Below are 21846 nucleotides of genomic sequence, written 5' to 3' on the forward strand. Positions count from 1 at the left end.
CATGCAACCCGCAATTCACGAAACGTGTATCTATGACATTTCGCGATTTCCGACTGGTCGCAAACCCCTGACCTGCACTTTTATCCTCGGACGTGGCCCAGAAGGGCAATTAGCTGCGGAACGCAGGGCTGGTGATGCCCAAACACTTCGTTCGAAGACCACAGTCGGTCGCCTCCTGGGTGCTCCGCATGACATGCGTACCAATTGTGGTACACTCCTTGCATGAGCGAACCCGGTGACAAGCAGCCCATCCTCTCGGTGAGGTTCTACTCCGCATCGCCCAGCAGCGAGCCCGTGCGCGACTGGCTGCTCCAGCTGACGCGAGACGACCGGCGCGCCGTGGGCTCTGACATCAAAACGGCCCAATACGGCTGGCCTCTCGGGATGCCGCTGATCCGCAAGCTCGAACCGGGGTCGTGGGAGGTCCGTTCGCGCATCGCGGACGGCATCGCGCGAGTCCTGTTCACAGTGGGCGGCCAGGTGATGGTGCTGCTGCACGGGTTCGTGAAGAGATCGCAGAAGACGCCGCTTACCGACCTCAGGACAGCAAGACAGCGTCTCTCGGCACTACGAAAGGAGTGATCGTGGTGGACAAGAAGCACATCGGAGGCGACTTCAACGACTTCCTGCGCGATAAGGGCATCCTCGACGAAGCCGAGGCTGTCGCAACCAAGCGGGTGATCGCGTATCAGATCGCGCAGGAGATGGAGCGCGTCGACATCACGCACGCAGAACTCGCTCGTCGCATGAAGACAAGCCGCTCGGCCGTCGAGCGTCTGCTCGACCCAACGAATCCATCGGTGACGCTCTCGACCCTCGAGCGTGCCGCAAGTGCGGTGGGGAAGCGTCTGACGGTTCAGCTGAGCGCGTAGTCCGACTGTTCGAACAAGCAACAAGTACTTCGGAAGCGCTACGCTGACTCCAAGCGCTCGGCCAGCCGCTGAGCTGCTCTGAACTGGTCGGTGTCCGTGAACATGCTATCGTTCGTCGCCGACATCGCCCTTCTTGTCATCTCATTTCTGCAAGTCTAGGGACCGCGGTCTCAAAGGGATGAGGTCCTAGGGCGCCCCCAGGGGCTCTTGCTACCCGGCAGCGGACGCGTCGGCGGAAACGTGGTCATCGAATCCGATGACGAGGACTGCGCGAGGGGAAGCCAAGTTGTCTCGGAAGACGACGAGGTTCGTCTCGGTCGGCACGAGCGCGGAGGGCACCAGCAGCGCTTCGATCCCGCTCTTGCGCGCCTCGATAGCGATGTCTGGGTGATGCTCGGGGAGTTCGGGTCTTCGGAGTAGGGGCCGGTCAGATCCTCGAGGGTAAGACCGAACCGTCCGCGGGTCGACTCGTCGGTGAGATCGAGGACGAGCGTCAGCGTGACTTCCACGGAGACGAGCAGTCTCGGAGGGAACCGCTTCGCCTCGAAGATCTCGCCCAAGTGCAGGTGCTCGCTGACCGCGAGGGTCGGTGAGCTGGCGAGGTACAAGGCGGCGCACCCGGTCACGTTGTAGCGGCCGCAGCTGCGCAGCGCACCCCCTGTGCTCAGGGGCTCGCGCTTGCGGCTCGTGCAGCGGAAGTACACGGCCTCGATCTGTTTGAGCCCGTCCAGCGTCTCGCCCACGATCCGGTCCCTACGCCGGTCCACCGTCGGCGAGTCGCTCCAAGGCGGCCGTCACCACGCCGACCTGGCCCTCTAGGACGAGGTCGATCGGGGCCTTGCCCCGGAACCCGCGGTTGGGAGAGCGAAGCCACTCGGGAGCGTACTCGTTGCCGAGCACGTCCTCGAGCAGGTACTGGAGCTGGGCGAGCTTGCGCACTTCGCGTGCCGCGTCTCCACGCGCGGTGCTGCTGTCGCCGCCGGCAGTCTGCCAGCGCGAGACCGTGCGTACGCTTCGCCCGACGGCTTCAGCGAACTCCTCGATCGTCATCCCGAGCCCGACCCTTATCTGTTCGACACTGGCCGGTCTGGAGGCCAGGATATCGGCCAAAGCGCCGTCGACGGCCGCCGCGCTGCGAATGCTCATGGACTCCCCCTTTGGTTTCCTGCCTCTTGAGTTCATACCACATCCCTTTCGCTATGTCGTGCCATATGTCCAAAACAGTGGCTATATTTTCGTCCGCTGTTTCGGCACTCCTTGTGACATGCTCGATGCAAACAAGTCTCATGCCAGTTCCACGAGATAGGCACGCAGGTTCCCTCTGCCGTGCAGGTCGCGCTTCACGAGGGAGCTCTTGGGTCAGGCTCCGAGATGCGACCCCATTGCCGGGACCGGCCCTCTGCGGCCTGAGATGTCCGGATTCGTGGTAGAAGAGTACGAAAGGTCGCCGCCCGCGGCAGGGGGACACTCGTGTGCACGCGGATCCACCGTGGCCGGGTCTTCCTGGCCTGCATCACCCTGATCGCGCTAGCGGCGGTCGCGGCGGGTAGCCCGGCCTACGCGAAGGCCCGCACGGTGCGCGTCGGCGTCTATCAGAACGAGCCGAAGGTCTTCATGGACGACGCCGGCAAGGCGTCCGGCATCTTCATCGACATCCTGGAGGGAATGGCCAAGGAAGAAGACTGGACACTCGTCTACGTGCCGGACACATGGGACGAGGATCTCAAGGCCCTCGAAGCGGGCCGGATCGACCTGATGCCGGACGTGGCGTATTCGCCGGAGCGCGACATGGAGTACGACTTCCACCGGACGCCGGTCATCGAGAGCTGGTCGTACGTCTACTCCGCCCCCGGCCCGCGAATAGAGCGCATCTCCCAACTCGAGGGTAAGCGCGTCGCTGTTCTGAAGGGATCGATCCAGGAGACGGTATTCAAGCAGATGATGAGCGGGTTCGGGTTCGATGTCGTCATCATCGAAGCCGATTCACTGAGCGGTGCTTTCGACTTGGCGGCGAGCGGCTCAGCGGATGCGGCGATCGCCAACTACTTGTTCGGGGACTACTTCTACCAGGACTATGGCCTGGTGAAGACATCGATCGTCTTCAATCCGGTCCCACTGTTCTATGCGACGGGACGTGGGCGCAACGCCGATCTCCTCGTGGCTGTCGACCGCCACCTGGACACATGGATCAAGGAACCTGGTTCCATCTACTACAGGACGATCAGCCGCTACACGGCGGGCGAGACCGGATCCCCGCTGGCCCCGTACGTCTTCTGGACCATCGGCACGATCGGAGGTCTGCTGGTCGTGGCGGGCGGCGTCATCCTGTTGCTGCGCTGGCAGGTCGGGACGAAGACGCGGGACCTGGTCGAGGCCAACGAAGCGGTACGGAAGGCCGAGGAGACCCTGCGCCTGGCACTGGAGGCGGCCGAGGAGGGCATCTGGGACTGGTGCCCGAAGACCGGTGCGGTCATCTGGTCCGCGCGCTCCTATTCCATGTTCGGATACGAACCCGACGAGTTCCCGATGACCGTCGACACGTGGACCGGGCTCGTGCACCCCGACGACGCAGACGCAGCGCTCGGCGAAGTGCTGCGGCGCATCGGCACGGGCGACCGAAGCTTCTCGATCGAGTACCGGCTGCGGACGAAGGCGGGCGACTGGCTGTGGACGGCCAGCCGCGGCAAGGCGGTCGCACTCGACGACGAGGGGAACGTGGAACGCGTCGTCGGCACGCACACGGACATCACGGCGCGCAGACTGTCCGAACTGGAACTCGCACAGCACCGCAGCCACCTCGAGGAATCGGTTGAAGCGCGTACCCGCGAACTCGCCGATGCCAACGAGAGCCTGACTCGGGTCAACCGTGACCTCGCTGAGGCCACCGCAGCCAAGAGCCGGTTCTTCGCGAAGATGAGTCACGAGCTGCGCACGCCCCTGAACTCGATAATCGGCTTCTCGGGCATCCTCTACGGTGGCATGGCCGGTCCACTGTCGGACGAGCAGAAGTACCAGATCGGCATGGTACATGGCTCGGGTAAGCAGCTGCTCGAGTTGGTCAACGACATCCTCGATCTCTCCAGAGTCGAGGCGGGCAAAGCTGAAGTGCGTCTCGAGTCGCTCGACCCGTGGGAGGTCACGACGGAAGTCGCTGAGGTGATGCGCCCTCTCGCCGCCGAGAAGGGCCTCGAGTTGCATGCCGAGACCTCGGAGCCGGCGAACATGATCGAATCCGACAGGGAGAAGCTCAGGCAGATCCTGACGAACCTCGTCGGGAATGCCGTGAAGTTCACGGATTCCGGCGTCGTCGCCATCCGGCTGGAGCGTGGCACCGACGCTCGGATCGCGCTCGTCGTCTCGGACACCGGCCCCGGGATACCCGCCGACGACATCCCGCTCGTCTTCGACGTGTTCCACCAGGTGGAGATGTGCGACGGCGTGCGGCCGACAGGGACCGGCCTGGGATTGGCGATCTCACAGGAGTACGCGCATCTGCTCGGGGGCGAGGTGACCGTCGCCAGCGAAGAGGGCAACGGTTCCGTGTTCACGCTCTGGTTGCCGCGGCGATCTCCTCGCGCGCCACGGCGTCGAGCGTGAAGCCGCGCACGCCAGCGACCGCGTCTAGCTGCTCGGGCGTCCGCGCGCCCCAGAGCGCGCACGCGACGCCGCCGTCGAGCAGCCAGCGCACCGCGATGTCGACGACGCGGCGCCCATAGCGCTCGCGAGCGAAGGCGTCGAGTCGCGCGACCGCCGCCAGGTGGCGGCGGAATCCCTCGCCGTGGAACATGTCGCGGCGGCGCGCCTCGTCGGTGGGCTCGTCGGCCTCGGTCATCATGCCGGCGAGCAGCCCTCGCGCGAGCGGGCTGTAGGCGAGGAACGAGATGCCGCGCTCGACGCAGTACGGGAGCACGTCCGCCTCGACCTCGCGCTGGAACAGGTTGTAGGGCGACTGCATGCTCGCAAGCGGACAGACCTTCGCGAACGCCCCGGCCTGCGCGGTCGTGAAGTTGCAGACCCCGACCGCGCGCACGAGACCGCGTTCGAGCAGCTCGGCGCACGCCTCGGCGGTCTCCTCCACGGCGACCGCCGGGTCAGGCCAGTGGATCTGGTAGACGTCGATGCGGTCCGTCCGCAGACGCCCCAGCGAGTCCTCGCACTCTGCGAGCACTCGCGCCCGCGAAGCGTCCTTGACGACCTCCCCGCCCGCGTCCCAGCGCAGGCCCGCCTTCGTTGCGACGAGGACGCGATCGCGCGCGCCGGACTCCTCGAGCACGCGCCCGACGACTTCCTCCGAGAAGCCGAACCCGTAGGCCGGGGCGGTGTCGATGACGTCGATGCCGACCTCGAGCGCGCGGCGGACGGTGGCATCGGCGACGGCCGCGTCGGGCTTGCCGCCCCACATCCAGCCGCCCATCGACCACGTCCCGAGGGCCACCCGCGAGTACTCACCGGGCAGTCCCGCTATCGCCGTCCGATCCTCCACCGCCACCCCGTCCAGGCCTCGTCGCCGCGTCTCCTTGGCACGCACGTTGCTCGTGTCTAGGGCAGAGCTTGGGCGATCCGCCCCACTTCTCCCCCCTCAGGGGCGTGGAACGCCCACTCACTGAAGAACGAGGCGCGTAGCCCCCCTCCGCGCCTCGTTTCTTGTCCTCCTAGATCGCGCGCCACCACCCCGCGTGCGACTCGACGTAGAACTCCGCCTCGCCGCGTTCGAGCAGGTAAGCGAGGTATCCCTTCACAGTGGTGACCGAGAGCCAGTACTGCGCCGCGTTCTCGACGACACCCAGCGAGGCCGAGACCTGCGCGATGACCGCCTCGGTGGTGCGCGGCTCGCTGAGGATGCCGAGCACCAGCGCGCAGGTCGACTCGATGCGCCCTATGTGGTGAGCGATCTCCGCCCCGACCTCGTCGCCGGGCACGATCTCGCCGTGCGCGGGGACCAGCCAGTCCGGCGAGAGCGTCCCGAGCAGGCGCAGCGAGGTCAGAGCGAGCCCGACGTCGATGGCGTACGGCAGCGGATGCTGTCCCCACATCGGCCGGACGTAGAGCGCGTCACCGGTGAAGAGCACGCCGTCGCAGGTGAGGAAGCCCGTGTGGCCGAGGGTGTGCCCCGCGAGCGGCACGGGCTCGATGCCGGGGCCGCGCCAGCCGTCGATGTAGCCGTCGATCGCGCAGCCCTCTCCCTGGAAGAGGCGGGTCACCATCTCGTCGCTCGGTTTCGCCCACGAGAACATCCCGCGGATGTTCACCTCGGGGTTCTCGATGAGAGCGACCTCCTCGCGCGCGGCGATCACCCTGGCGCCGGCGCGCCGCAGCGCGGCGGCACGCGAGAAGTGATCGGCATGGCCGTGCGTGATGACGACCTGCTCGATCGGGGTACCCTCGTAGACCTCCTCGACGGGGCCGGTGTCGATGAGACACCCTTCCCGCCACCCCGAGGCCGTCAGCCCCGGGAACACCCAGGTGCTCCCGGCGAGCAGTCGCGCGTTCTCCAGCACCCCTAGTCCCCTCCCGATTCGCACGGCGCGAGAGACGCCGCCACAAGAGCCTACACCACCGGCGACGACACCCGTCCGGTCAGCCGTATACTCGTGCGTGAAGGCGAACGCCCAGCGCAAGGCGTGCTTCGGGAACGAGCGTATCGTCGAGGGCGCCTACATGGCCTACCAGGCCGAGTTCGGGATCGGAGCGGCGCAGGTCATCACGGACTGGGCCGGACTCATGACGGTCCTGCCTCCGACGATCCTCAAGGACGAGCCGCACTGCCCGGGCGGCGGCGTCTACTCCTGGACCTCCGAGACATGCGCGTGCACCATCCACGGGTCGTTCCAGTAGCGGCTAGCCGAAACGCCCGGTGATGTAGGCCTCGGTCCGCGGATCGCCGGGATTGGTGAACAGCCGCTTCGTCTCCCCGAACTCGACGAGCCTCGCCGGCATGTCCATGCTCTCCCTCAACATGAAAGCGGTATGGTCCGAGATACGGGCGGCCTGCTGCATGTTGTGCGTGACGATGACGATCGTGACGCCCGACCTCAACTCCAAGATGGTGTCCTCGACCTGCTGGGACGAGATGGGGTCGAGCGCCGACGCCGGCTCGTCCATGAGCAGCACCTCGGGGCTCGTGGCGAGTGCGCGCGCGATGCACAAGCGCTGCTGCTGCCCGCCCGATAGGTCGAAGGCGTGCTTCCTCAGGTGGTCCTTCACTTCGTCCCACAGGGCCGCGCGACGTAGAGCCGACTCGACGACGGCATCGAGCTCCGCGCGCCCGCGCGATCCGTGCGTGCGCGGGCCGAAGGCGACGTTGTCGTAGACGGACATCGGGAAGGGGTTCGGACGCTGGAACACCTGGCCGACACGCGTGCGCAGCTCGACCGGGTCGATGGCGCGACCGTTGACGTCGACGCCGTCGAGCGCGACGCGACCGCCGACACGCACGCCGCCGATCTCGTCGTTCATGCGGTTGAGACAGCGCAGCAAAGTCGACTTGCCGCATCCCGATGGCCCGATCAACGCCGTTACGGTCCGGGGCAGGACCGACATGGTGACACCGGCGAGAACGGTCTCCACTCCGTAGGCGACGGAGACGTCCTCGAGCTCGAACGCCCCGCTCTCCGCCTTGACGGGCGGCGTGGTCGGGGTCGCATCTACCATCGGGTCCTCCTCCTGGCGGCCGATCGCCATGCCGCTGCCGCGATGTCCACGATCGCGACGGACGCGACGAGCACGAGCGCCGTCCCCCACACGATCTCCTGGGGCGGGTTCGGGACCTGGGTCGCGAGCACGTACAGGTGATAAGGAAGCGCCATGACCTTCGACAGCGGCGAGGTCGGAGCGGGTGTGAAGAACGCCGCAGCGGTGAACAGTATCGGCGCCGTCTCGCCGGCCGCGCGAGAGAGACCGAGGACGGCCCCGGTCACGATCCCGGGAGCGGCCGCGGGAAGCACCACGCCGTACGTCGTGCGCCACCGCGTCGCGCCCAGGGCGAGCGCCGCCTGGCGCAGTTCCTGCGGCACCTGGCGAAGCGCTTCCTCCGTCGCCGTGATGACGACCGGCAGCGTCAGACACGCGAGAGTGAGCGCCCCCGCCGCCACCGACACGCCGAGGCCTAGACGCAGCACGAACACCGCGAGACCGAAGAGCCCGTAGACGATCGACGGCACGCCGGCCATGTTCGTGATAGCGAGACGGACGACGCGCGTCGCCACGCCGCGCGGCGCGTATTCGGAGAGATAGACGCCGGCGCCGATACCCAGTGGGAGCGCGACGAGGGCAGTGCCGACGACGAGAGCCAACGTTCCTTCGATGGCCGGCAGGATGCCGCCCTCGCGCATGCCCATGCGAGGCGCTTGCGTGAGGAACGCCCAGCTCAGCGCCGGAAACCCTCGCCATACGATGGTGCCGAAGACTGCGGCCGCCGTCGCGAGGACACCGAACGCGGCTGCGCCCGTGACCACCTTCGCGACCGCCTCGACGGCGCGAGCTCGCCGCACCCTCGTCAGCGCCGCCATCGCCGCCGCTGCCTCTCGAGGACGATGTCCGCCGCAAGGTTGACAGCGAACGTGACCGCGAAGAGCACTAGCCCGAGCGCGAAGAGCACGGAGAAGTGCAGACTCCCCTGGACGACCTCGCCCATCTCGCCCGCGATGGTGCCAGGCATGGTGCGCACGGAGACGAGCGGGTTCGATGGGATGATGCCGGCGTTGCCCGCCAGCATGAGCACTACCATCGTCTCTCCGATGGCTCGGCCGAGCCCGAGCATGACCGCGGCGAAGACCCCTGACGATGCCGCTGGCACCACCACCTTGTACGTCGTCTGCCAGCGCGTGTTCCCGAGGGCGAGCGCTCCTTGGCGCAACGCGTCGGGGACCGCGTGCAGCGCGTCCTCGGAGATGGACACGATGGTCGGCAGCGCCATGACGCCGACCACGAGACCCGCCGCTAGTGCGGTCAGCCCCGTCTCGAGACCCAACCCGGCCTTGAGCCGAGGGACGAGGAAGGCCACGCCCAGCAGACCGTAGACGACGGAGGGTACCGCCGCCATGAACTCGACGACGGACTTCGCGACCTCCTTCACGAGGGTCCCGGCGAACTCGGAGATGTAGATCGCGGCCGCGACGCCGACCGGTACGCACGCCGCGAGCGCGACAAGGGTGACCCATGCCGAGCCGGCCTCCGCCGGAAGGAAGCCGAATCGCGGCGGCGTGCTCGTCGGATACCAGGAATCGCCGCTCAGAAGGTGCGGCAGCCCGACTTCGCGCAGCGCCGGGAGCGCGTTCATGAGAAGGAACGTCCCGATCGCCGCGAGGAGGACGATCGCGGACCACCCGGCCGCGGCGATCAGGCGGCGCGCGACGGCGTCGGCCGCCCGGCCGAAAGCCGGACGGCCGTGCCGCCTCGCCGCGTCGCGGAGACCGGCTCGCACTACTCGACCGGCACGAACCCCTGCTCCTCGACGACCTTCTGGCCGGCCGGAGAGAGGATCCACTCGACGTACGCTTTCTTGAGGTCCGCGAGCGCACCGTCCGAGATCATGTACAGGGGTCGCGAGATCGGATACGTCCCGTCGAGCACCGTCGCCACGGACGCGGCGACGCCGGCGACTTGGATCACCTTCAGCTTATCGCTCATGTATCCGACACCCACGTAACCGATGGCTCCCTCGTTACCCGCAACCTCATCGACGATCGCCTGGGTGGACGGGAGGAGCCTGGCCGCCTTCGCATACTCCTTGTCCTTGCCGACGACGGCCTCCTTGAAGTATTCGTACGTGCCGGAGGCGGTGTCGCGCGAGAGCAGGACGATCGGCTTGTCCGCCCCGCCGACCTGCTTCCAGTTCTCGATCTCACCGCGGTAGATGCGGCCGATCTGGTCGATCGTCAGCGCCGACACGCCGTTCGCCGGGTTCACGACGACCGCGATGCCGTCGCGCGCCATGATCGTCGCAACCGGAGCGACGCCGGCGGCATTCGCCTGCTCGATCTCCTCGGGCTTCAGATCCCGCGAGGCATTCGCGAAGTCGACCGTCTTGTTGATGAGCGCCGCGATGCCCACACCGGAACCGCCACCCTGCACGGAGACGACGACCCCACCGTTCTCCTTCTGGAACGCCTCGGCCCATGCCTGGGCGAGGTTCACCATCGTGTCCGAGCCGCTGATCGCGAGCGATCCGCTCAGACCGTCGACCGACGCCGCAGGCTTCTCCGACGACACCGGCTCCTTCTTCGCCGCGCAGCCGCCGAGAGCGAGCGCGACCACGAGCGAGAGACCTATCACAGGCCACATCCGCTTCTTCACGTCCAAGACCCTCCTCTTCGAGTACGCCTCGACCGCACGGGAACGGCGGCCATACCCGATTCTAGTGAGGGTGCGCCCGTGAATGGTTGCACGGATGTAAGAAATGCACCGCGTTTGTTAAATATCTGTGAAACGAATAGGAGTGTCCGCGCAGGACTGCCATCATGTCCCCAGGAGGACGCCATGGCACGAGTACTCGTCATAGAGGACGACCCGATCATCCGGCAGACCGTCGAGTACGCCCTGCGCAGGGCCGGCTTTGATACCGACTCCGCGCCGGACGGCCCAGCGGGGCTCGTGCGGGCACGCGTGGAACGTCCCGACCTCGTGCTCCTCGACCTCATGTTGCCTGGTATGGACGGCTACGCGGTCGCCGAGGCGCTGCGCCGCGACGACTCCGACGTCGCGATCATCATGGTCACCGCTCTCGATCAGGAGCGCGACAAGGTCCGCGGTCTCGACGCGGGAGCGGACGACTACGTCACCAAGCCGTTCTCGATGGAAGAGCTTCTTGCGCGCGTACGGGCGAACCTGCGCCGCGTGAAGGAGCACGAACTCCTGCGCAGCGACGAGATCATCGAAGCGGGCGACCTCGTCATCGAGCCGTCGCAGTTCAGGGTCACCGTCGCCGGCTCGGCGGTCAGGCTGCGCATCAAGGAGTTCCAGCTCCTCGTGGCACTCGCCGGCAGCCCCGGACAGCTGCTGACGCGCCACCGCCTCGCCGAACAGGTGTGGGGCTACGAGTTCCTCCCCTCGTCGCGGACGATCGACGTGCACATCAGGCGTCTGCGCCAAGCCGTCGAAGAACCCTCTTCTTTCACATACGTCACGACCGTCCACGGCCTCGGGTACCGCTTCGAACCACGACCGAAGGACGAGAAGGCGTGAAGCCGGCGGCGCGCGACGGCGCGATCTCCTACCGCTCTCGACTGCTGCTCGGCTACATCCTCGTCGTCACCCTCCTCTCCGCGATCTGGGCTTGGAGCCTCTACGGTCCCGTGACCGCGGCGGTGACCGAACAGCAATCACAGCGCCTGCTGGGCATCGCGCGCGCCTCCGCCGTCGCGTTCGGACAGCCTGTCGAGGATGTCCAGGTGCTCGCACACACGCTCACGGGTGACGGTTACCTCCGCGTCACGGTCATCGCAGGCGATGGTCGCGTGCTCGCGGATTCGCAGGAGGACCCCGCGGCCATGGCGAACCACGGTCGGAGACCGGAGGTCGCGAGCGCGCTAGCGGGTCGCACCGGACGAGACATCCGCCGCTCGGAGACCCAGGGCACCGACCAGCTCTACGTCGCGGTCCCGGCCACCATATCGGGGCGTGCGGCGGCCGTGAGGGTCTCCGAGCGCCTCGTGACGATCGGGGCCATCGCGGCGAACGCGCGCGGCGTCGGGCTCGGACTGCTCGCCGTCGCCGTCGTCCTCGCCGCGGCAGCGGCGTGGTGGCTCGCCGCCGACGCCGCGGCGCCCGTCTCCCGCCTCGTCTCATCGGCGCGCGCCATGGCCGCGGGCGACCTGTCGGTCCCAGTCGACGACGCCCCTGGAGAGCTCGGGAACCTGTCGCACGCGCTCCGCGAACTCGCTGAGCAGACCAAGAGCCGCATCATCACTCTCGGAGCCGAGCAGGGGGACCTTCGAGCAGTCCTCGACGGCCTGCACGATGCGGTCTTCCTCCTCGAAGACGGGGTGGTGCGGCTAGCCAACGAGGCCGCATCGACCCTTTTCAAGGTCCCCCATGGAGGCTGGCAGGGGCACGTGCTGGACGAGACCGTCCTTCCCGCTTCGCTCGCTTCGGTCGTTCGCGATCTGGCGAGCACGCGCGAGAACGTGACCGAGGAGGTCGGCCCGGACCCGACGCTACGCTGGCTGCGCGTGACCGTCGTGCCCTTGGACATCGGCGCCCGGCCCTCGCGCACGCTCATCATCATCGCGGACGTGACGGAGCGGATGCGCCTCGACAAGATCCGCACCGACTTCGTCGCAAGCGCCTCCCACGAGCTCAAGACGCCGACCGCCGCGATCCAGCTGCTCGCCGACTCCGCAGCGATCGCGGCCCAGGACGGCAACACCGCGCGGGCGCTCGACTTCGTCGGCCAGTTGCGCGCCGAGACCGACCGGCTGCGACGGCTCGTCAACGACCTGCTCGACCTCTCCAGGCTCGAGAGCGCTCCAGAGGTGGGCACGATAACGAACCTGCGCGAGGCCATCGCCCTGAGCGTCACCGCGCATGGATCGGCGGCGGCGGCGAAGGGGATCTCCCTGCTCACTGACCTCTCCGGCGTGCAGGGGCAGGACGTCTACGCCCGCGCCGACCCGACCGACATCGCGGTCGCACTCGACAATCTCCTCGACAACGCGATCACCTACACGGAGTCCGGCTCGGTGACGGTGTCGGTGACCTCGAGACCGGACTCTGTGACCGTGCTGGTGGCGGACACCGGCATCGGCATCCCGCCCCAGGACCTGCCGCGCGTCTTCGAGCGCTTCTACCGGGTGGACCGATCGAGGACCCGCGCCAGCGGTGGCACCGGGCTCGGCCTCTCCCTGGTGAAGCACGTCGTCGAACGCTCCGGCGGAAGGGTCTTCATCGAGTCCACGCCCGACGTCGGCACCGAGGTCGACGTCACCTTCCCCCGCGCGTAGGAGCGCCTACCTCCCGACGAGCAGCGGCGCGACCTGCTTCTTGCGCGACAGCACGCCCGGGAGCCACGCGGAACCGCCGGCGAGCGTGACGCCGAAGCCGCGCTCGACCAGACGCACCCTCCCGACGGCGAGCAGCTCGCTCCCTTCGCGCACGACGTCCGTCACCATGAGCGCGACGAGGTCGAGCCTGCGCGCCTCGAGCACGCCCTCCATCACCTCGAGCAGCTCGGCGCGGTGCGCGAGCACGTCCGCGGCGTCGACCGTCTCCACCTGGCCGATCGCGACGGCGGCCTCGGCGCCCCGGTACTCCTTGAGGTCGGCCATGACGGCCTGGCGCGGTGAGAAGCCACCCGCCATCGAGCGCGCCCGGAAGACCTCCATCCCGAAAGCGAGCGGGTCGAGCCCGAGCGCGTCGCCCAGGCGTGCGGCGACCTCGCGGTCGGCGTCGGTCGTCGTCGGCGACTTGAGGAGCACGGTGTCGGTGAGGACCGCGGCGAGCAGCAGGCCCGCGATCGGCTCCGGTACCGCGACCCCGAGCTCGTCGTAGCGGCGCGCGACGACGGTGGCGGTGGCGCCGAAGGGAAGACCGAGGAAGAGGATGGGCCCGGCCGTCTCGATATCGCCGACCCTGTGGTGATCGACGATCTCGACGACCGTGGCCTCCTCGATGCCGGAAGCCGACTGCGCCGCCTCGTTGTGGTCGACGAGCACGACGCTGCGCCGCGGGTTCTTCGCGAGATCGGTGCGGGTGAGCACGCCGACGAGGCGTCCTCCGTCGACGACGACCGCCTCACGATGCGGCGAGCCGAGCAGGTCCTCCGCGACCTCGGTGAGCAGGTCGTCGGGACCGCAGACGACCATGCCGTCGTCCATCACCTCACCGGCCGTCCGACCGAGCTCGATGAGGCGCGCTGAGCTGTAGGTGTCGTGCGCGGTCGCGATCACGGCCGCGCCTTTGGCGCGCGCCAGGTCGAGGACGGCGGCGTCGGGCTCGCATCCGCCCGAGACGACGAGGCAGGCGATCCCGGCCTCGAGCGCCTGCGGCTGCGTGCGGCGGCGGTCGCCGACGACGAGGGTGTCCCCGGGCCGGCAGCGCGCGAGCATCGTCTCGGGCTCCATCGCGCCGATGAGCACGGCGCCGGCGAGCACGGACTCCGGATCGCCCGCGAGCAGGCGACCGTCGAGCGCGCTCACCAGCTGCGCGACGCGGACCGGACGGCTGGCGAACCCGGCGAGCTCCATGTCCTCCACGTAGCGAGCCGCGAGCGCCTCGACGTTGAGGACGCCGACCGGCGCCTCTCCCTCGACGACCGGCAGCACGCGCACCCCACGCTCGCGCATGAGACGCCCGGCGTCGCGCATCGTCGTCTCGGGCGCGACGGTGACGATATCGGCGGTCATGACGTCGCGGACGCGCGTGCGCACGTGGTCGACCTCGGCAGGCGGCTCGACGCCGAAGCGGGCGAACGCCCACGACGACTCGGGCGGCATCGGCCCCAGCTTCGCCGGGATGTAGACGCGGCCGGGATCGGTGACGTTCTTCAGATGCGCATAGGCGACCGCCGAGCACACGGAGTCGTTGTCCGGGTTCCGATGCCCGAAGACGAGCACCACGTCCATGCGAGCGCCTCCCGTCACCGCTTCACCTTACTCAGCGGAGCGTACCCCAGCAGCAGCGTCTTGGCTCCGCGGCCGGTGAACGTCACGACGATCTTGTCGCCGGAGATCTCCGTCACCTTGCCGTGCCCGAACGTCTTGTGGTCGACCGTGTCGCCGACCTCGAAGCTCTCTGTGGGCTCGGACCGCTCGCGTCGCTTCGCACCCGAGCCGAAGACGCGCCCTCCGCCGCCGAAGGCCCTCCCAGTCGACTCGCTGGTACCCTGGCGGCTCGTCGAGCCCCGCCCCTCGTGCCGGAGGTGCTCGTCGGGGATCTCGGCGATGAACCGGCTCGGCGGGTTGTACTGGCTCGCGCCGTAGAGCGATCGCGTCATCGCGTGCGTGAGGTAGAGCCGTTCGCGGGCACGTGTGATCCCGACGTAGCACAGCCGCCGCTCTTCCTCGAGCCCGGAGGGATCGAACATCGAGTTCGCGTGGGGGAAGAGGCTGTCCTCCATCCCCGTTATGAAGACCACGGGGTATTCGAGGCCCTTCGCGGTGTGCAGCGTCATCAGCGTGACCGCGCGCTCGCCTTCGACGAGGGTGTCGAGGTCGCTGCGCAGCGACAGCCATTCGAGGAGGTCCTCGAGTCCGGTGTCCTCGTGCTCGCGGTCGAACTCTTCGACGACGCCGAGCATCTCGCGGATGTTGTCCGCCCGCGACGACGCCTCGAAGGTCCCCTCCGCCTCCAGCGCGACGACGAGACCGGCGCGCGACACCACTTCCTCGACGTATTCGCGCAGCTTCGACGTCTCGATGCCGCGCAGGCCGTCGGCGAGCTCCAGGAACGCCTCGACCTTCGCGCGCGGGCCCGTGCCGAGCTCGCCTTCGTCGATCGCGCGGCGCGCGGCTTCGAGGAACGGGATGTCCTCGCGGAAAGCGAGCGCGTCGATCACGGCGATCGTGGCGGCGCCTATACCTCGGCGCGGCGTGTTGATGATGCGCTTCGCCGACACGCCGTCCGCGGGGTTGGCGGCGACGCGCAGGTACGCGAGCACGTCGCGGATCTCGGCGCGGTCGAAGAAGCGCGTGCCGCCGACGATGCGGTACGGCACGCCGTCGCGCAGGAAGCGGTCCTCGATCGCGCGGGACTGCGCGTTGGTGCGGTAGAAGACGGCGAAATCCGCGTACGAGCGGTGCTCGGAGCGCAGCAAGCGCTCGATCTCGCCGGCGACGAAGCTCGCCTCGTCCTTCTCGTCCGAGGCCGCGTAGCGCGTGATCGCCTCGCCCTCCACGTTCGCCGTCCACAGCGTCTTCGGCTTGCGTCCCGCGTTGTTCGCCACAACGTGGTTCGCCGCCGCCAGGATCGTCTTCGTCGAGCGGTAGTTCTCCTCGAGGCGGATGACGGCCGCCTCCGGATGGTCGCGCTCGAACTCGAGGATGTTGCGCAGGTCGGCGCCTCGCCAGGAGTAGATCGACTGATCGTCGTCGCCGACGACCATCAGATTGCGGCGGCGGCGCGTGAGCATCTCCACGAGCGCGTACTGGGCGTGGTTCGTGTCCTGGTACTCGTCGACGAGGACGTAGCGGAAGCGCTCCTGGTAGACGTCGAGGACGTCGGGTTGCTCGTCGAGCAGGCGGTGCGCGAGCATCAGCAGGTCGTCGAAGTCGAGCGCGTTGCCCGCGCGCAGCCGCTTCTGGTAGAGGGCGTACACCTTCGCGGCGACCTTCTCCGGAGGCGTGGAGGCGCGCTCGGCGAACTCCTCTGGGCCGACGAGCTCGTTCTTCGACGCGGAGATGCGACCGGCGACCATGTTCGGCGAGAAGTGCTTCGGGTCGAGGTCGAGTTCCACGAGGCAAGACGTCAGCAGCCGCTTCGTATCCGCTTCGTCGTAGATGGTGAAAGAGGGGCCGTAGCCGAGACGCTCGGGGTCGCGCCGCATGACGCGCGCGCAGAACGCGTGGAAGGTCATCACCCACATGCCGCGCGAGACGGGACCGACGAGGCGCGTGAGGCGCTCGCGCATCTGGGCGGCGGCCTTGTTCGTGAAGGTGATGGCGAGGATCGCATGCGGAGACACGCCGAGGTCGGCGACGAGGTGCGCGATGCGGTACGTCAGCACGCGCGTCTTCCCGGAGCCGGCGCCGGCGAGCACGAGCAGCGGGCCTTCGGTGGTCAGCACGGCGTCCCGCTGCGCGGGGTTGAGGTCGTCTAGGCGCAGGGTCATGGCCGACAGAGTGTAGCATCCCCTGCGGCGCTACGGGACGGGAGGGGTCTGCGGCTCAGACAGTCCTCGCCGGGGGCCCTGGCGCTTCGCGCCCTCCCCGGCTGCGGAACTCGCCGCCGGACCCCTCCCGTCCCGCCGCGACATCTCTCCTGTGATAGTATCTTTGGTAGCGAAGGAGGTACGTCACATGAGCGCAATGCCCAACATCGTTCCCATCAGCGAACTTCGGCAGGACGCCTCTTCGATCGTCAAGCACGCGTCGGCCACGGGGGACCCGGTCTTCATCACCCAGCACGGTCGTGCGTCGGCGGTCCTATTGAGCGCCGGCGCCTACGAGCGGACGCAGCGTGAACTCGAGATCCTGCGCATCCTCGCTCAGGGTGAAGCCGACATCCAGGCCGGCGTCGGCTACGACCTCGATGTCGTGATGGCCGAGGCAGACGAGCTGCTGAAGCAACCGTGACCCGCAGGATCGACTTCACGCCGCCGGCGCGGGCGCAGTTCCTCGCAGCGGTGGACTACATCCGTACCGAGCGTCCGTCTGCCGCCCGTGCGTTCCGCGACCGCTCGACCGAGGTGCTCAAGCACCTCATCCGCTTCCCGGAGACCGGCCGGACGATCCCTGAGTTCCCTCAGCTCGGCTTCCGCGAGGTCCTCGTCAGTCGGTACCGCTTCTTCTACCGGCTAGAAGGCGACGTGATCTGGGTGGTCGGCGTGTGGCACGACGCCCAGCTTCCTGCTCAGCCCGAGTAGCGCCGCAGCGGGACGGGTGGGGTCTGCGGCTCAGACAGTCCTCGCCGGGGGCCTGGCGCTTCGCGCCCTCCCCGGCTGCGGAACTCGCCGCCCGACCCCTCCCCGTCCCGCTGTGCCCGGCCGCTACGCCTCGGGCAGCGCCCGTTGGCTCCCCGGGCGGGTGCGGTTACCATGAGACGCAGGAGGTTCACTCATGGTTCGCGTTCTGGAGGACAAGCGACAGGCGGTCGAGCAGGCGTGTCTGCGCTTCCACGTGTCCCGGATGCACGTGTTCGGCTCCGCACTGCGCGATGACCTCCGTCCTGGAGAGAGCGACATCGACCTCCTGGTCGAATTCTCTCCCATGAGCCCGCACGATCTCGCTGACTCCTACTTCGATCTTCTCGACGAACTGCGCTCCATCCTGGGCGTCGAAGTCGACCTGGTGATGTCGGACGCCGTGAAGAACCCCTACATCGCAGCCGACATCGAGCGAACCAAGCAGGTGCTCTATGCCACGTGACGTTCGCGCGTACCTGTCGAAGCCGATCCAGCCTCCGGGAGCACCCGTCGTGCGATAATCCGCCCATGTCACGCTCCGAAGACGATACCGCGCGCGGCGGCGCCCTCTGGCGGGTGCGCCCGCGCGCCTGGATCTTCGCCGCGACCGCGCTTGTGGCGCTCGACATCGCGCTGAGGATCTTCGGAGTCCCCGCCCTGCCGAGGGACTTCCGCCTCCCCGACCGGACGCTGATGGGCTTCGACGGGTTCGTGGCTCAGATGGCACGCTCCCCGCGACTTCGGGTGGCCTGCATCGGCGATTCGGTCATGCACGGCGGGGGGACGTCCGATCCCGCGGGGGCGATCCCCGCCCACCTCGACGACGCCTACAACCTCGGCATGACCGGGGCGCACGCCAACGACATGCTCCCGCTCGTTGCGCTCTTAGCCCACCGCAAGGCCGCCGATGCCGTGGTCATCGACTTCGACTACCGCTTCTACCGGGGCGAGACCGTGACGGACCGCTATCCGGACCTGTACGAGAAGGCGGCCGCGGAAGGCGCCCTCGACTCCGTCGACGAGACGCTCGCCAGAGGCCACACGCGCACGCTCACGACCGTCGAGCGCTTCGACAGGGCCGTGGCCTCCATATGGCGTCTCTACGCCGTCCGCGACCACCTGACCGCCTGGATGTTCGGCGAGCGGCCCAAGCGCGCCCTCAACCTCCTCGTGCGCGATCTCCGGGCCAAGGCGATCGGGGCGCGCGTGTACAACAAGCGCGCCCCTTCGGCGCTTCCCTACGCGGAGCTGCGGAAGGCGTTCGACGTGCGTCCCTTCGCCGACGACAACGTGGACCTGCGCTATCTCGCGGCCACGGTACGGGTCGCGACGAGAGCGGACATCCCGATCGTCGTCTTCGCGGGACCTCTCGACCGCGCGGCGCTCGACCGCGAGCGCGTGGTCGACTGGGCGCGTTACGAGGAGAATCTCGCCTTCGTGCGCCGACTGGTCGAGGGCGAGGGTGGCGTCTTCGTCGACCTCACCGACGCCGTACCCTCCGAGCTGCTCATGGACACCCACCACCCGATGAGCGAGGGGAACCGGGTGGTCGCCGAGGCGCTGGCAAAGATCCTGGCCCCGCTGCTGCGTGGGGGTGAGCGCCCGTGACCCTCGCGTCGTGGCCGTTCGCCGCTCTACTCGCCGTGACGCTCGCGGCGTGGTGGCTCTCGCCGCGTGCGGCGCGCCCGTGGGTCATGCTCGCGGCGAGCGCGGTCTTCTACGCATGGGCGTTCCCGCTCCACCTGATCGTGCTCGCCGGACTCGTCGTGCTCGTGTGGCGAGTCGGGGCGTCGCTACAGACCGCCGCAAGACCGCGCCGGCTGCTCGGCGCCGGGATCACGCTGGTGGTGACGACGCTCGCGGTCTTCAAGTACACCGGCTTCCTCGTCGGCACGGCCGACATGCTCTTCGCTCGTGCGGGACTCCCACGGCTCCCGGTTCCCGCCATCGCCGCCCCGCTGGGCATCTCGTTCGTCGCGTTCTGCGCGATCCACTACCTCGTCGAGACGTACCGCGGCACCACGCCGCCCGGATCGCTGCTGGAGACCGCCGTCTACCTCGCGTTCTTCCCGACGGTCACGGCTGGCCCCATCAAGCGCTGGCCCGAGTTCGCGCGCGACCTGCGAGAAGGCCCGGCCAGGCCCGACCTCGACGACCTGGCGTACGGAGGCTGGCGCATCGTCGCCGGTCTCGCGAAGAAGCTGGTCGTCGCGGACACCCTCGCCATCCTCGCCGTGCCGCTGCTCGCCCCCGCCGGCAAGAACCCGCTCGTGCTGCTCGTCGGGATGTACGCCTACACCATGCGGATCTACTTCGACTTCGCCGGGTATTCGGACATCGCCATCGGCGTGGCGAGATTGTTCGGCTTCCGGGTGATGGAGAACTTCCGCTGGCCCTACCTGCGCCGGAACATCTCCGAGTTCTGGGCGAACTGGCACGCCTCGCTCACGCGCTTCATCACCGAGTACGTCTTCATCCCGCTCGGCGGCTCGCGCGCCGGGCGCGCCCGCACGGCGCTCAACACGCTCGCGGCGATGGCGGTCAGCGGCCTGTGGCACGGCGCCGGATGGCACTTCGTCGCGTGGGGGCTCTACCACGGCGCGGGGCTGGTCGTGGCGCGCTGGTGGAGAGAGGCGCTCGACGCGCTGGCCGCGCGCTGGGCGGCCTACGCGCGGCTGCGCGAACGCGCCGGGTGGCGAGGCGCCGGCTGGGCGGCAGGCACGCTGCTGACCTTCAACTTCGTCGCGTTCGGGTGGATGCTCTTCCTGCTGCCGCTGCACGACGCGCTGTTCGTGTGGAAGCAGGTCGCGCGCTTCGCGCTGCTGGCTGCGAGGAGGTGGATCGGGTGAGCCGCGACCGCCTCGCGCGCCTCGCGGTCGACATCGTCGTCGGCGTGGCGATCGCCGCGCTCGTCGTCCTCGTCGTGATGTTCGCGAGCTCGACCGCGCCGACCTTCATCTACCAGGCGTTCTGAGGGAGCGCCGGGATAGACAGACTGCGATCGCCGTCGGGCGCGTAGCGCGAAACGCCCGCAAAACCGCTGGTGAGCGCGGTATTCCGAGAATCGCCGGTCCCGAAGGGATGACGGAATAGGCAGAAAGAGGCAGTCTGTGGATGCGGACAGTGCACACTGTCCAATCCTTGTTCGGCACATAGCATGTCTTCGGGGGGGAGCCAGGATGGAGCCCAGGCTAGGCAAACCGCGTGTGTTCTTGTCGCACTGCAAGGCGGACCTACCCTTCATCACGCGTCTCGATAGCGCGCTGCGGGAGTGCCAGATCGACACCTGGCTCGACTCCATCGACATTCCGCACGGTCACCCGTGGCTCGACGCCATCTTCAGGGATGGGATTCCCGCCTGCGATGCAGCGATGGTGTATTTGACCCCTGCCGCACTGGACTCGGTGATGGTGAAGAAGGAAATCGACGCCGCGATGATCCAGCAGCTGCAGGATGAGCGGATCGCCTTTCTGCCCTATGTGTCCTCATCGGATATCCGCATCAAGCTGCGTGCGGATATTCAGGCGCTACAAGCGCCTGAGTGGAATGAATCCAACTACGAGCAACTCCTGCCGCGAGTCGTAGCGGAAATCTGGCGCAGCTACCTGGGCCGCACCGTAGTGGCTGCCGTTGCAGACGAGCGCGTGAAGCGCCTGCAGGCGGAACTAGCGCTGCAAGAACTCCGGGGCAAGTCGGCGGCATCCGTGTTCACGCCTGCAGAAGAAGCTGAGTTCGAGCAGATTTGGGCTACTCTCGATCGCACGGTTGTCATTCACGCCAAGGTCACAACCCCTTCCCGGGGTGACGGGGACGACGTCGTTGAGCCAGCCTTGCCAATTGGTGTTCAACTCGGCTCCTATGTTGCCCTCGTCATAGCTGCGGGCTACGAGTTCTCCGCGAGGGAGGGCTACTCCGTCCTGAACCAGCCCGTTAAGGACTTTGTGCTTGAGCGTGTTCCCGGCGCGCTGGAGGTCTCGGTGGAAGACATCCCCTCAGTCACGGACGAGCTGACAATGTACGGCCTGCTCGATCGTGTTGTTGACACGACTCCCATGGACGGGTCCGCTCTCACGCGCACGGTACGAATTTGGTCAGGCCCGAACTACTGGAGTGTCTGGACGAACAAGAGTCAGCGCTTGAGGTACTGGCTGGCCTACAACGACCGGCTGCCTACGTCGGTTGAGTTGAGCGAGGGTGAGTCGTCACCGCTGACCTAGTGTCGAACAAGCACATCGAGCGGACGGCGCGAGGTATCTGCGGAAGAGAGGCGGGTGACCGCCGCTCATGCGCACCACGTTGATATGAGATGGCCGGTCAAGCGAAGTTGGCCTCACGGGGCTCTCGATCGTGGTTCGAGAGGTGCAAGCGGGCGGGCACATGGGAACGGCGCTCGACCATGCTGATATCCGGGGATTTCAA

General features: G+C 67.9%; 23 protein-coding genes. 13 read left to right on the forward strand and 10 right to left on the reverse strand.

The window, feature by feature from the left end; genetic code table 11:
• Positions 1–222: 222 nt before the first annotated feature.
• Positions 223–582 carry a type II toxin-antitoxin system RelE/ParE family toxin gene (locus WC971_10345; GenBank protein ID MFA5845214.1) on the forward strand — a complete coding sequence of 120 codons (360 nt, stop codon included), beginning with the start codon at positions 223–225 and terminating at the stop codon, positions 580–582.
• Positions 583–587: 5 nt separating this feature from the next.
• Positions 588–872 (forward strand): Fis family transcriptional regulator, encoded by a 285-nt coding sequence (locus WC971_10350; GenBank protein MFA5845215.1) that lies wholly within the window; start codon positions 588–590, stop codon positions 870–872.
• Positions 873–1042: 170 nt separating this feature from the next.
• Here the strand turns inward: WC971_10350 and WC971_10355 are convergent, their stop codons facing one another.
• A complete protein-coding gene (locus WC971_10355; protein ID MFA5845216.1) occupies positions 1043–1639 on the reverse strand; it encodes an RES domain-containing protein in 597 nt (198 codons plus the stop codon).
• On the reverse strand, positions 1626–2018 hold the full coding sequence (locus tag WC971_10360) for an antitoxin Xre/MbcA/ParS toxin-binding domain-containing protein (GenBank protein MFA5845217.1): 393 nt from the start codon (positions 2016–2018) through the stop codon (positions 1626–1628). Before WC971_10360 ends, WC971_10355 begins: the two co-directional genes overlap by 14 nt.
• Positions 2019–2342: 324 nt before the next feature.
• On the opposite strand from WC971_10360, the gene WC971_10365 reads away from it, so the two are divergent.
• Complete coding sequence (locus tag WC971_10365) at positions 2343–4469, forward strand: ATP-binding protein (protein ID MFA5845218.1); 2127 nt, start codon at positions 2343–2345, stop codon at positions 4467–4469.
• Here WC971_10365 and WC971_10370 read toward each other — a convergent pair.
• Together WC971_10370 and WC971_10375 are read right to left on the reverse strand one after the other, a co-directional pair.
• Positions 4417–5361 carry an aldo/keto reductase gene (locus WC971_10370; GenBank protein ID MFA5845219.1) on the reverse strand — a complete coding sequence of 315 codons (945 nt, stop codon included), beginning with the start codon at positions 5359–5361 and terminating at the stop codon, positions 4417–4419. The two genes, WC971_10365 and WC971_10370, sit on opposite strands and share 53 nt — an antisense overlap.
• A gap of 163 nt (positions 5362–5524) precedes the next feature.
• Complete coding sequence (locus WC971_10375) at positions 5525–6370, reverse strand: MBL fold metallo-hydrolase (GenBank protein ID MFA5845220.1); 846 nt, start codon at positions 6368–6370, stop codon at positions 5525–5527.
• A gap of 97 nt (positions 6371–6467) precedes the next feature.
• Here WC971_10375 and WC971_10380 point away from each other — a divergent pair, with 97 nt between their 5' ends.
• Positions 6468–6707, forward strand: a complete 240-nt coding sequence (locus WC971_10380; protein ID MFA5845221.1) for a hypothetical protein — start codon at positions 6468–6470, stop codon at positions 6705–6707.
• A gap of 3 nt (positions 6708–6710) precedes the next feature.
• Here the strand turns inward: WC971_10380 and pstB are convergent, their stop codons facing one another.
• The 4 genes from pstB to WC971_10400 are packed head-to-tail and all read right to left on the reverse strand — an operon-like array spanning position 6711 to position 10166.
• Positions 6711–7523, reverse strand: coding sequence for a phosphate ABC transporter ATP-binding protein PstB (pstB, locus tag WC971_10385; protein ID MFA5845222.1), 813 nt, complete (start codon positions 7521–7523; stop codon positions 6711–6713).
• Entirely contained in the window at positions 7517–8380 is an 864-nt protein-coding gene (pstA, locus tag WC971_10390) for a phosphate ABC transporter permease PstA (protein MFA5845223.1), read from the reverse strand. The genes pstB and pstA overlap by 7 nt, the downstream gene beginning before the upstream one ends.
• Positions 8368–9294, reverse strand: coding sequence for a phosphate ABC transporter permease subunit PstC (pstC, locus tag WC971_10395; protein ID MFA5845224.1), 927 nt, complete (start codon positions 9292–9294; stop codon positions 8368–8370). The genes pstA and pstC overlap by 13 nt, the downstream gene beginning before the upstream one ends.
• Positions 9294–10166 (reverse strand): PstS family phosphate ABC transporter substrate-binding protein, encoded by an 873-nt coding sequence (locus tag WC971_10400; GenBank protein ID MFA5845225.1) that lies wholly within the window; start codon positions 10164–10166, stop codon positions 9294–9296. Before WC971_10400 ends, pstC begins: the two co-directional genes overlap by 1 nt.
• A gap of 183 nt (positions 10167–10349) precedes the next feature.
• Between WC971_10400 and WC971_10405 the strand changes: the two genes are divergently transcribed.
• Both WC971_10405 and WC971_10410 read left to right on the forward strand, forming a co-directional pair.
• The gene (locus WC971_10405) at positions 10350–11054 is read left to right on the forward strand and encodes a response regulator transcription factor (protein ID MFA5845226.1); all 705 of its coding nucleotides are present in this window, start codon (positions 10350–10352) and stop codon (positions 11052–11054) included.
• Complete coding sequence (locus WC971_10410) at positions 11051–12811, forward strand: ATP-binding protein (GenBank protein MFA5845227.1); 1761 nt, start codon at positions 11051–11053, stop codon at positions 12809–12811. Before WC971_10405 ends, WC971_10410 begins: the two co-directional genes overlap by 4 nt.
• 6 nt (positions 12812–12817) lie before the next feature.
• On the opposite strand, the gene WC971_10415 is transcribed toward WC971_10410, so the two are convergent.
• Both WC971_10415 and pcrA read right to left on the reverse strand, forming a co-directional pair.
• Positions 12818–14431, reverse strand: a complete 1614-nt coding sequence (locus tag WC971_10415) for a putative manganese-dependent inorganic diphosphatase (protein ID MFA5845228.1) — start codon at positions 14429–14431, stop codon at positions 12818–12820.
• 14 nt (positions 14432–14445) lie between these two features.
• Positions 14446–16635: a DNA helicase PcrA gene (pcrA, locus tag WC971_10420; protein ID MFA5845229.1), complete on the reverse strand. Its 2190-nt coding sequence runs from the start codon at positions 16633–16635 to the stop codon at positions 14446–14448.
• Positions 16636–16822: 187 nt separating this feature from the next.
• On the opposite strand from pcrA, the gene WC971_10425 reads away from it, so the two are divergent.
• The 7 genes from WC971_10425 to WC971_10455 all read left to right on the forward strand — a co-directional run bounded on the left by WC971_10425 (position 16823) and on the right by WC971_10455 (position 21644).
• Positions 16823–17098 carry a type II toxin-antitoxin system Phd/YefM family antitoxin gene (locus WC971_10425; GenBank protein MFA5845230.1) on the forward strand — a complete coding sequence of 92 codons (276 nt, stop codon included), beginning with the start codon at positions 16823–16825 and terminating at the stop codon, positions 17096–17098.
• Entirely contained in the window at positions 17095–17388 is a 294-nt protein-coding gene (locus WC971_10430; protein ID MFA5845231.1) for a type II toxin-antitoxin system RelE/ParE family toxin, read from the forward strand. The genes WC971_10425 and WC971_10430 overlap by 4 nt, the downstream gene beginning before the upstream one ends.
• Positions 17389–17581: 193 nt before the next feature.
• Positions 17582–17890: a nucleotidyltransferase domain-containing protein gene (locus WC971_10435; GenBank protein MFA5845232.1), complete on the forward strand. Its 309-nt coding sequence runs from the start codon at positions 17582–17584 to the stop codon at positions 17888–17890.
• A 65-nt stretch (positions 17891–17955) separates the two neighbouring features.
• Positions 17956–19035 carry a hypothetical protein gene (locus tag WC971_10440; GenBank protein ID MFA5845233.1) on the forward strand — a complete coding sequence of 360 codons (1080 nt, stop codon included), beginning with the start codon at positions 17956–17958 and terminating at the stop codon, positions 19033–19035.
• The gene (locus WC971_10445) at positions 19032–20276 is read left to right on the forward strand and encodes an MBOAT family O-acyltransferase (GenBank protein ID MFA5845234.1); all 1245 of its coding nucleotides are present in this window, start codon (positions 19032–19034) and stop codon (positions 20274–20276) included. The genes WC971_10440 and WC971_10445 overlap by 4 nt, the downstream gene beginning before the upstream one ends.
• Positions 20273–20401: a hypothetical protein gene (locus WC971_10450; protein MFA5845235.1), complete on the forward strand. Its 129-nt coding sequence runs from the start codon at positions 20273–20275 to the stop codon at positions 20399–20401. Before WC971_10445 ends, WC971_10450 begins: the two co-directional genes overlap by 4 nt.
• Positions 20402–20606: 205 nt before the next feature.
• Complete coding sequence (locus WC971_10455) at positions 20607–21644, forward strand: toll/interleukin-1 receptor domain-containing protein (GenBank protein ID MFA5845236.1); 1038 nt, start codon at positions 20607–20609, stop codon at positions 21642–21644.
• Positions 21645–21846: the final 202 nt, after the last annotated feature.

Source organism: Coriobacteriia bacterium (assembly GCA_041658765.1).
Classification (GTDB): domain Bacteria; phylum Actinomycetota; class Coriobacteriia; order Anaerosomatales; family JBAZZO01; genus JBAZZO01.

Excerpts from the sequence above, each read along its gene's own strand:
- WC971_10345 (MFA5845214.1), top strand. The coding sequence starts at position 223 with ATGAGCGAACCCGGTGACAAGCAGCCCATCCTCTCGGTGAGGTTCTAC.
- WC971_10360 (MFA5845217.1), bottom strand. The coding sequence starts at position 2,018 with ATGAGCATTCGCAGCGCGGCGGCCGTCGACGGCGCTTTGGCCGATATC.
- pstB (MFA5845222.1), bottom strand. The coding sequence starts at position 7,523 with ATGGTAGATGCGACCCCGACCACGCCGCCCGTCAAGGCGGAGAGCGGG.
- pstA (MFA5845223.1), bottom strand. The coding sequence starts at position 8,380 with ATGGCGGCGCTGACGAGGGTGCGGCGAGCTCGCGCCGTCGAGGCGGTC.
- WC971_10405 (MFA5845226.1), top strand. The coding sequence starts at position 10,350 with ATGGCACGAGTACTCGTCATAGAGGACGACCCGATCATCCGGCAGACC.
- WC971_10415 (MFA5845228.1), bottom strand. The coding sequence starts at position 14,431 with ATGGACGTGGTGCTCGTCTTCGGGCATCGGAACCCGGACAACGACTCC.
- pcrA (MFA5845229.1), bottom strand. The coding sequence starts at position 16,635 with ATGACCCTGCGCCTAGACGACCTCAACCCCGCGCAGCGGGACGCCGTG.
- WC971_10425 (MFA5845230.1), top strand. The coding sequence starts at position 16,823 with ATGAGCGCAATGCCCAACATCGTTCCCATCAGCGAACTTCGGCAGGAC.
- WC971_10435 (MFA5845232.1), top strand. The coding sequence starts at position 17,582 with ATGGTTCGCGTTCTGGAGGACAAGCGACAGGCGGTCGAGCAGGCGTGT.
- WC971_10440 (MFA5845233.1), top strand. The coding sequence starts at position 17,956 with ATGTCACGCTCCGAAGACGATACCGCGCGCGGCGGCGCCCTCTGGCGG.
- WC971_10455 (MFA5845236.1), top strand. The coding sequence starts at position 20,607 with ATGGAGCCCAGGCTAGGCAAACCGCGTGTGTTCTTGTCGCACTGCAAG.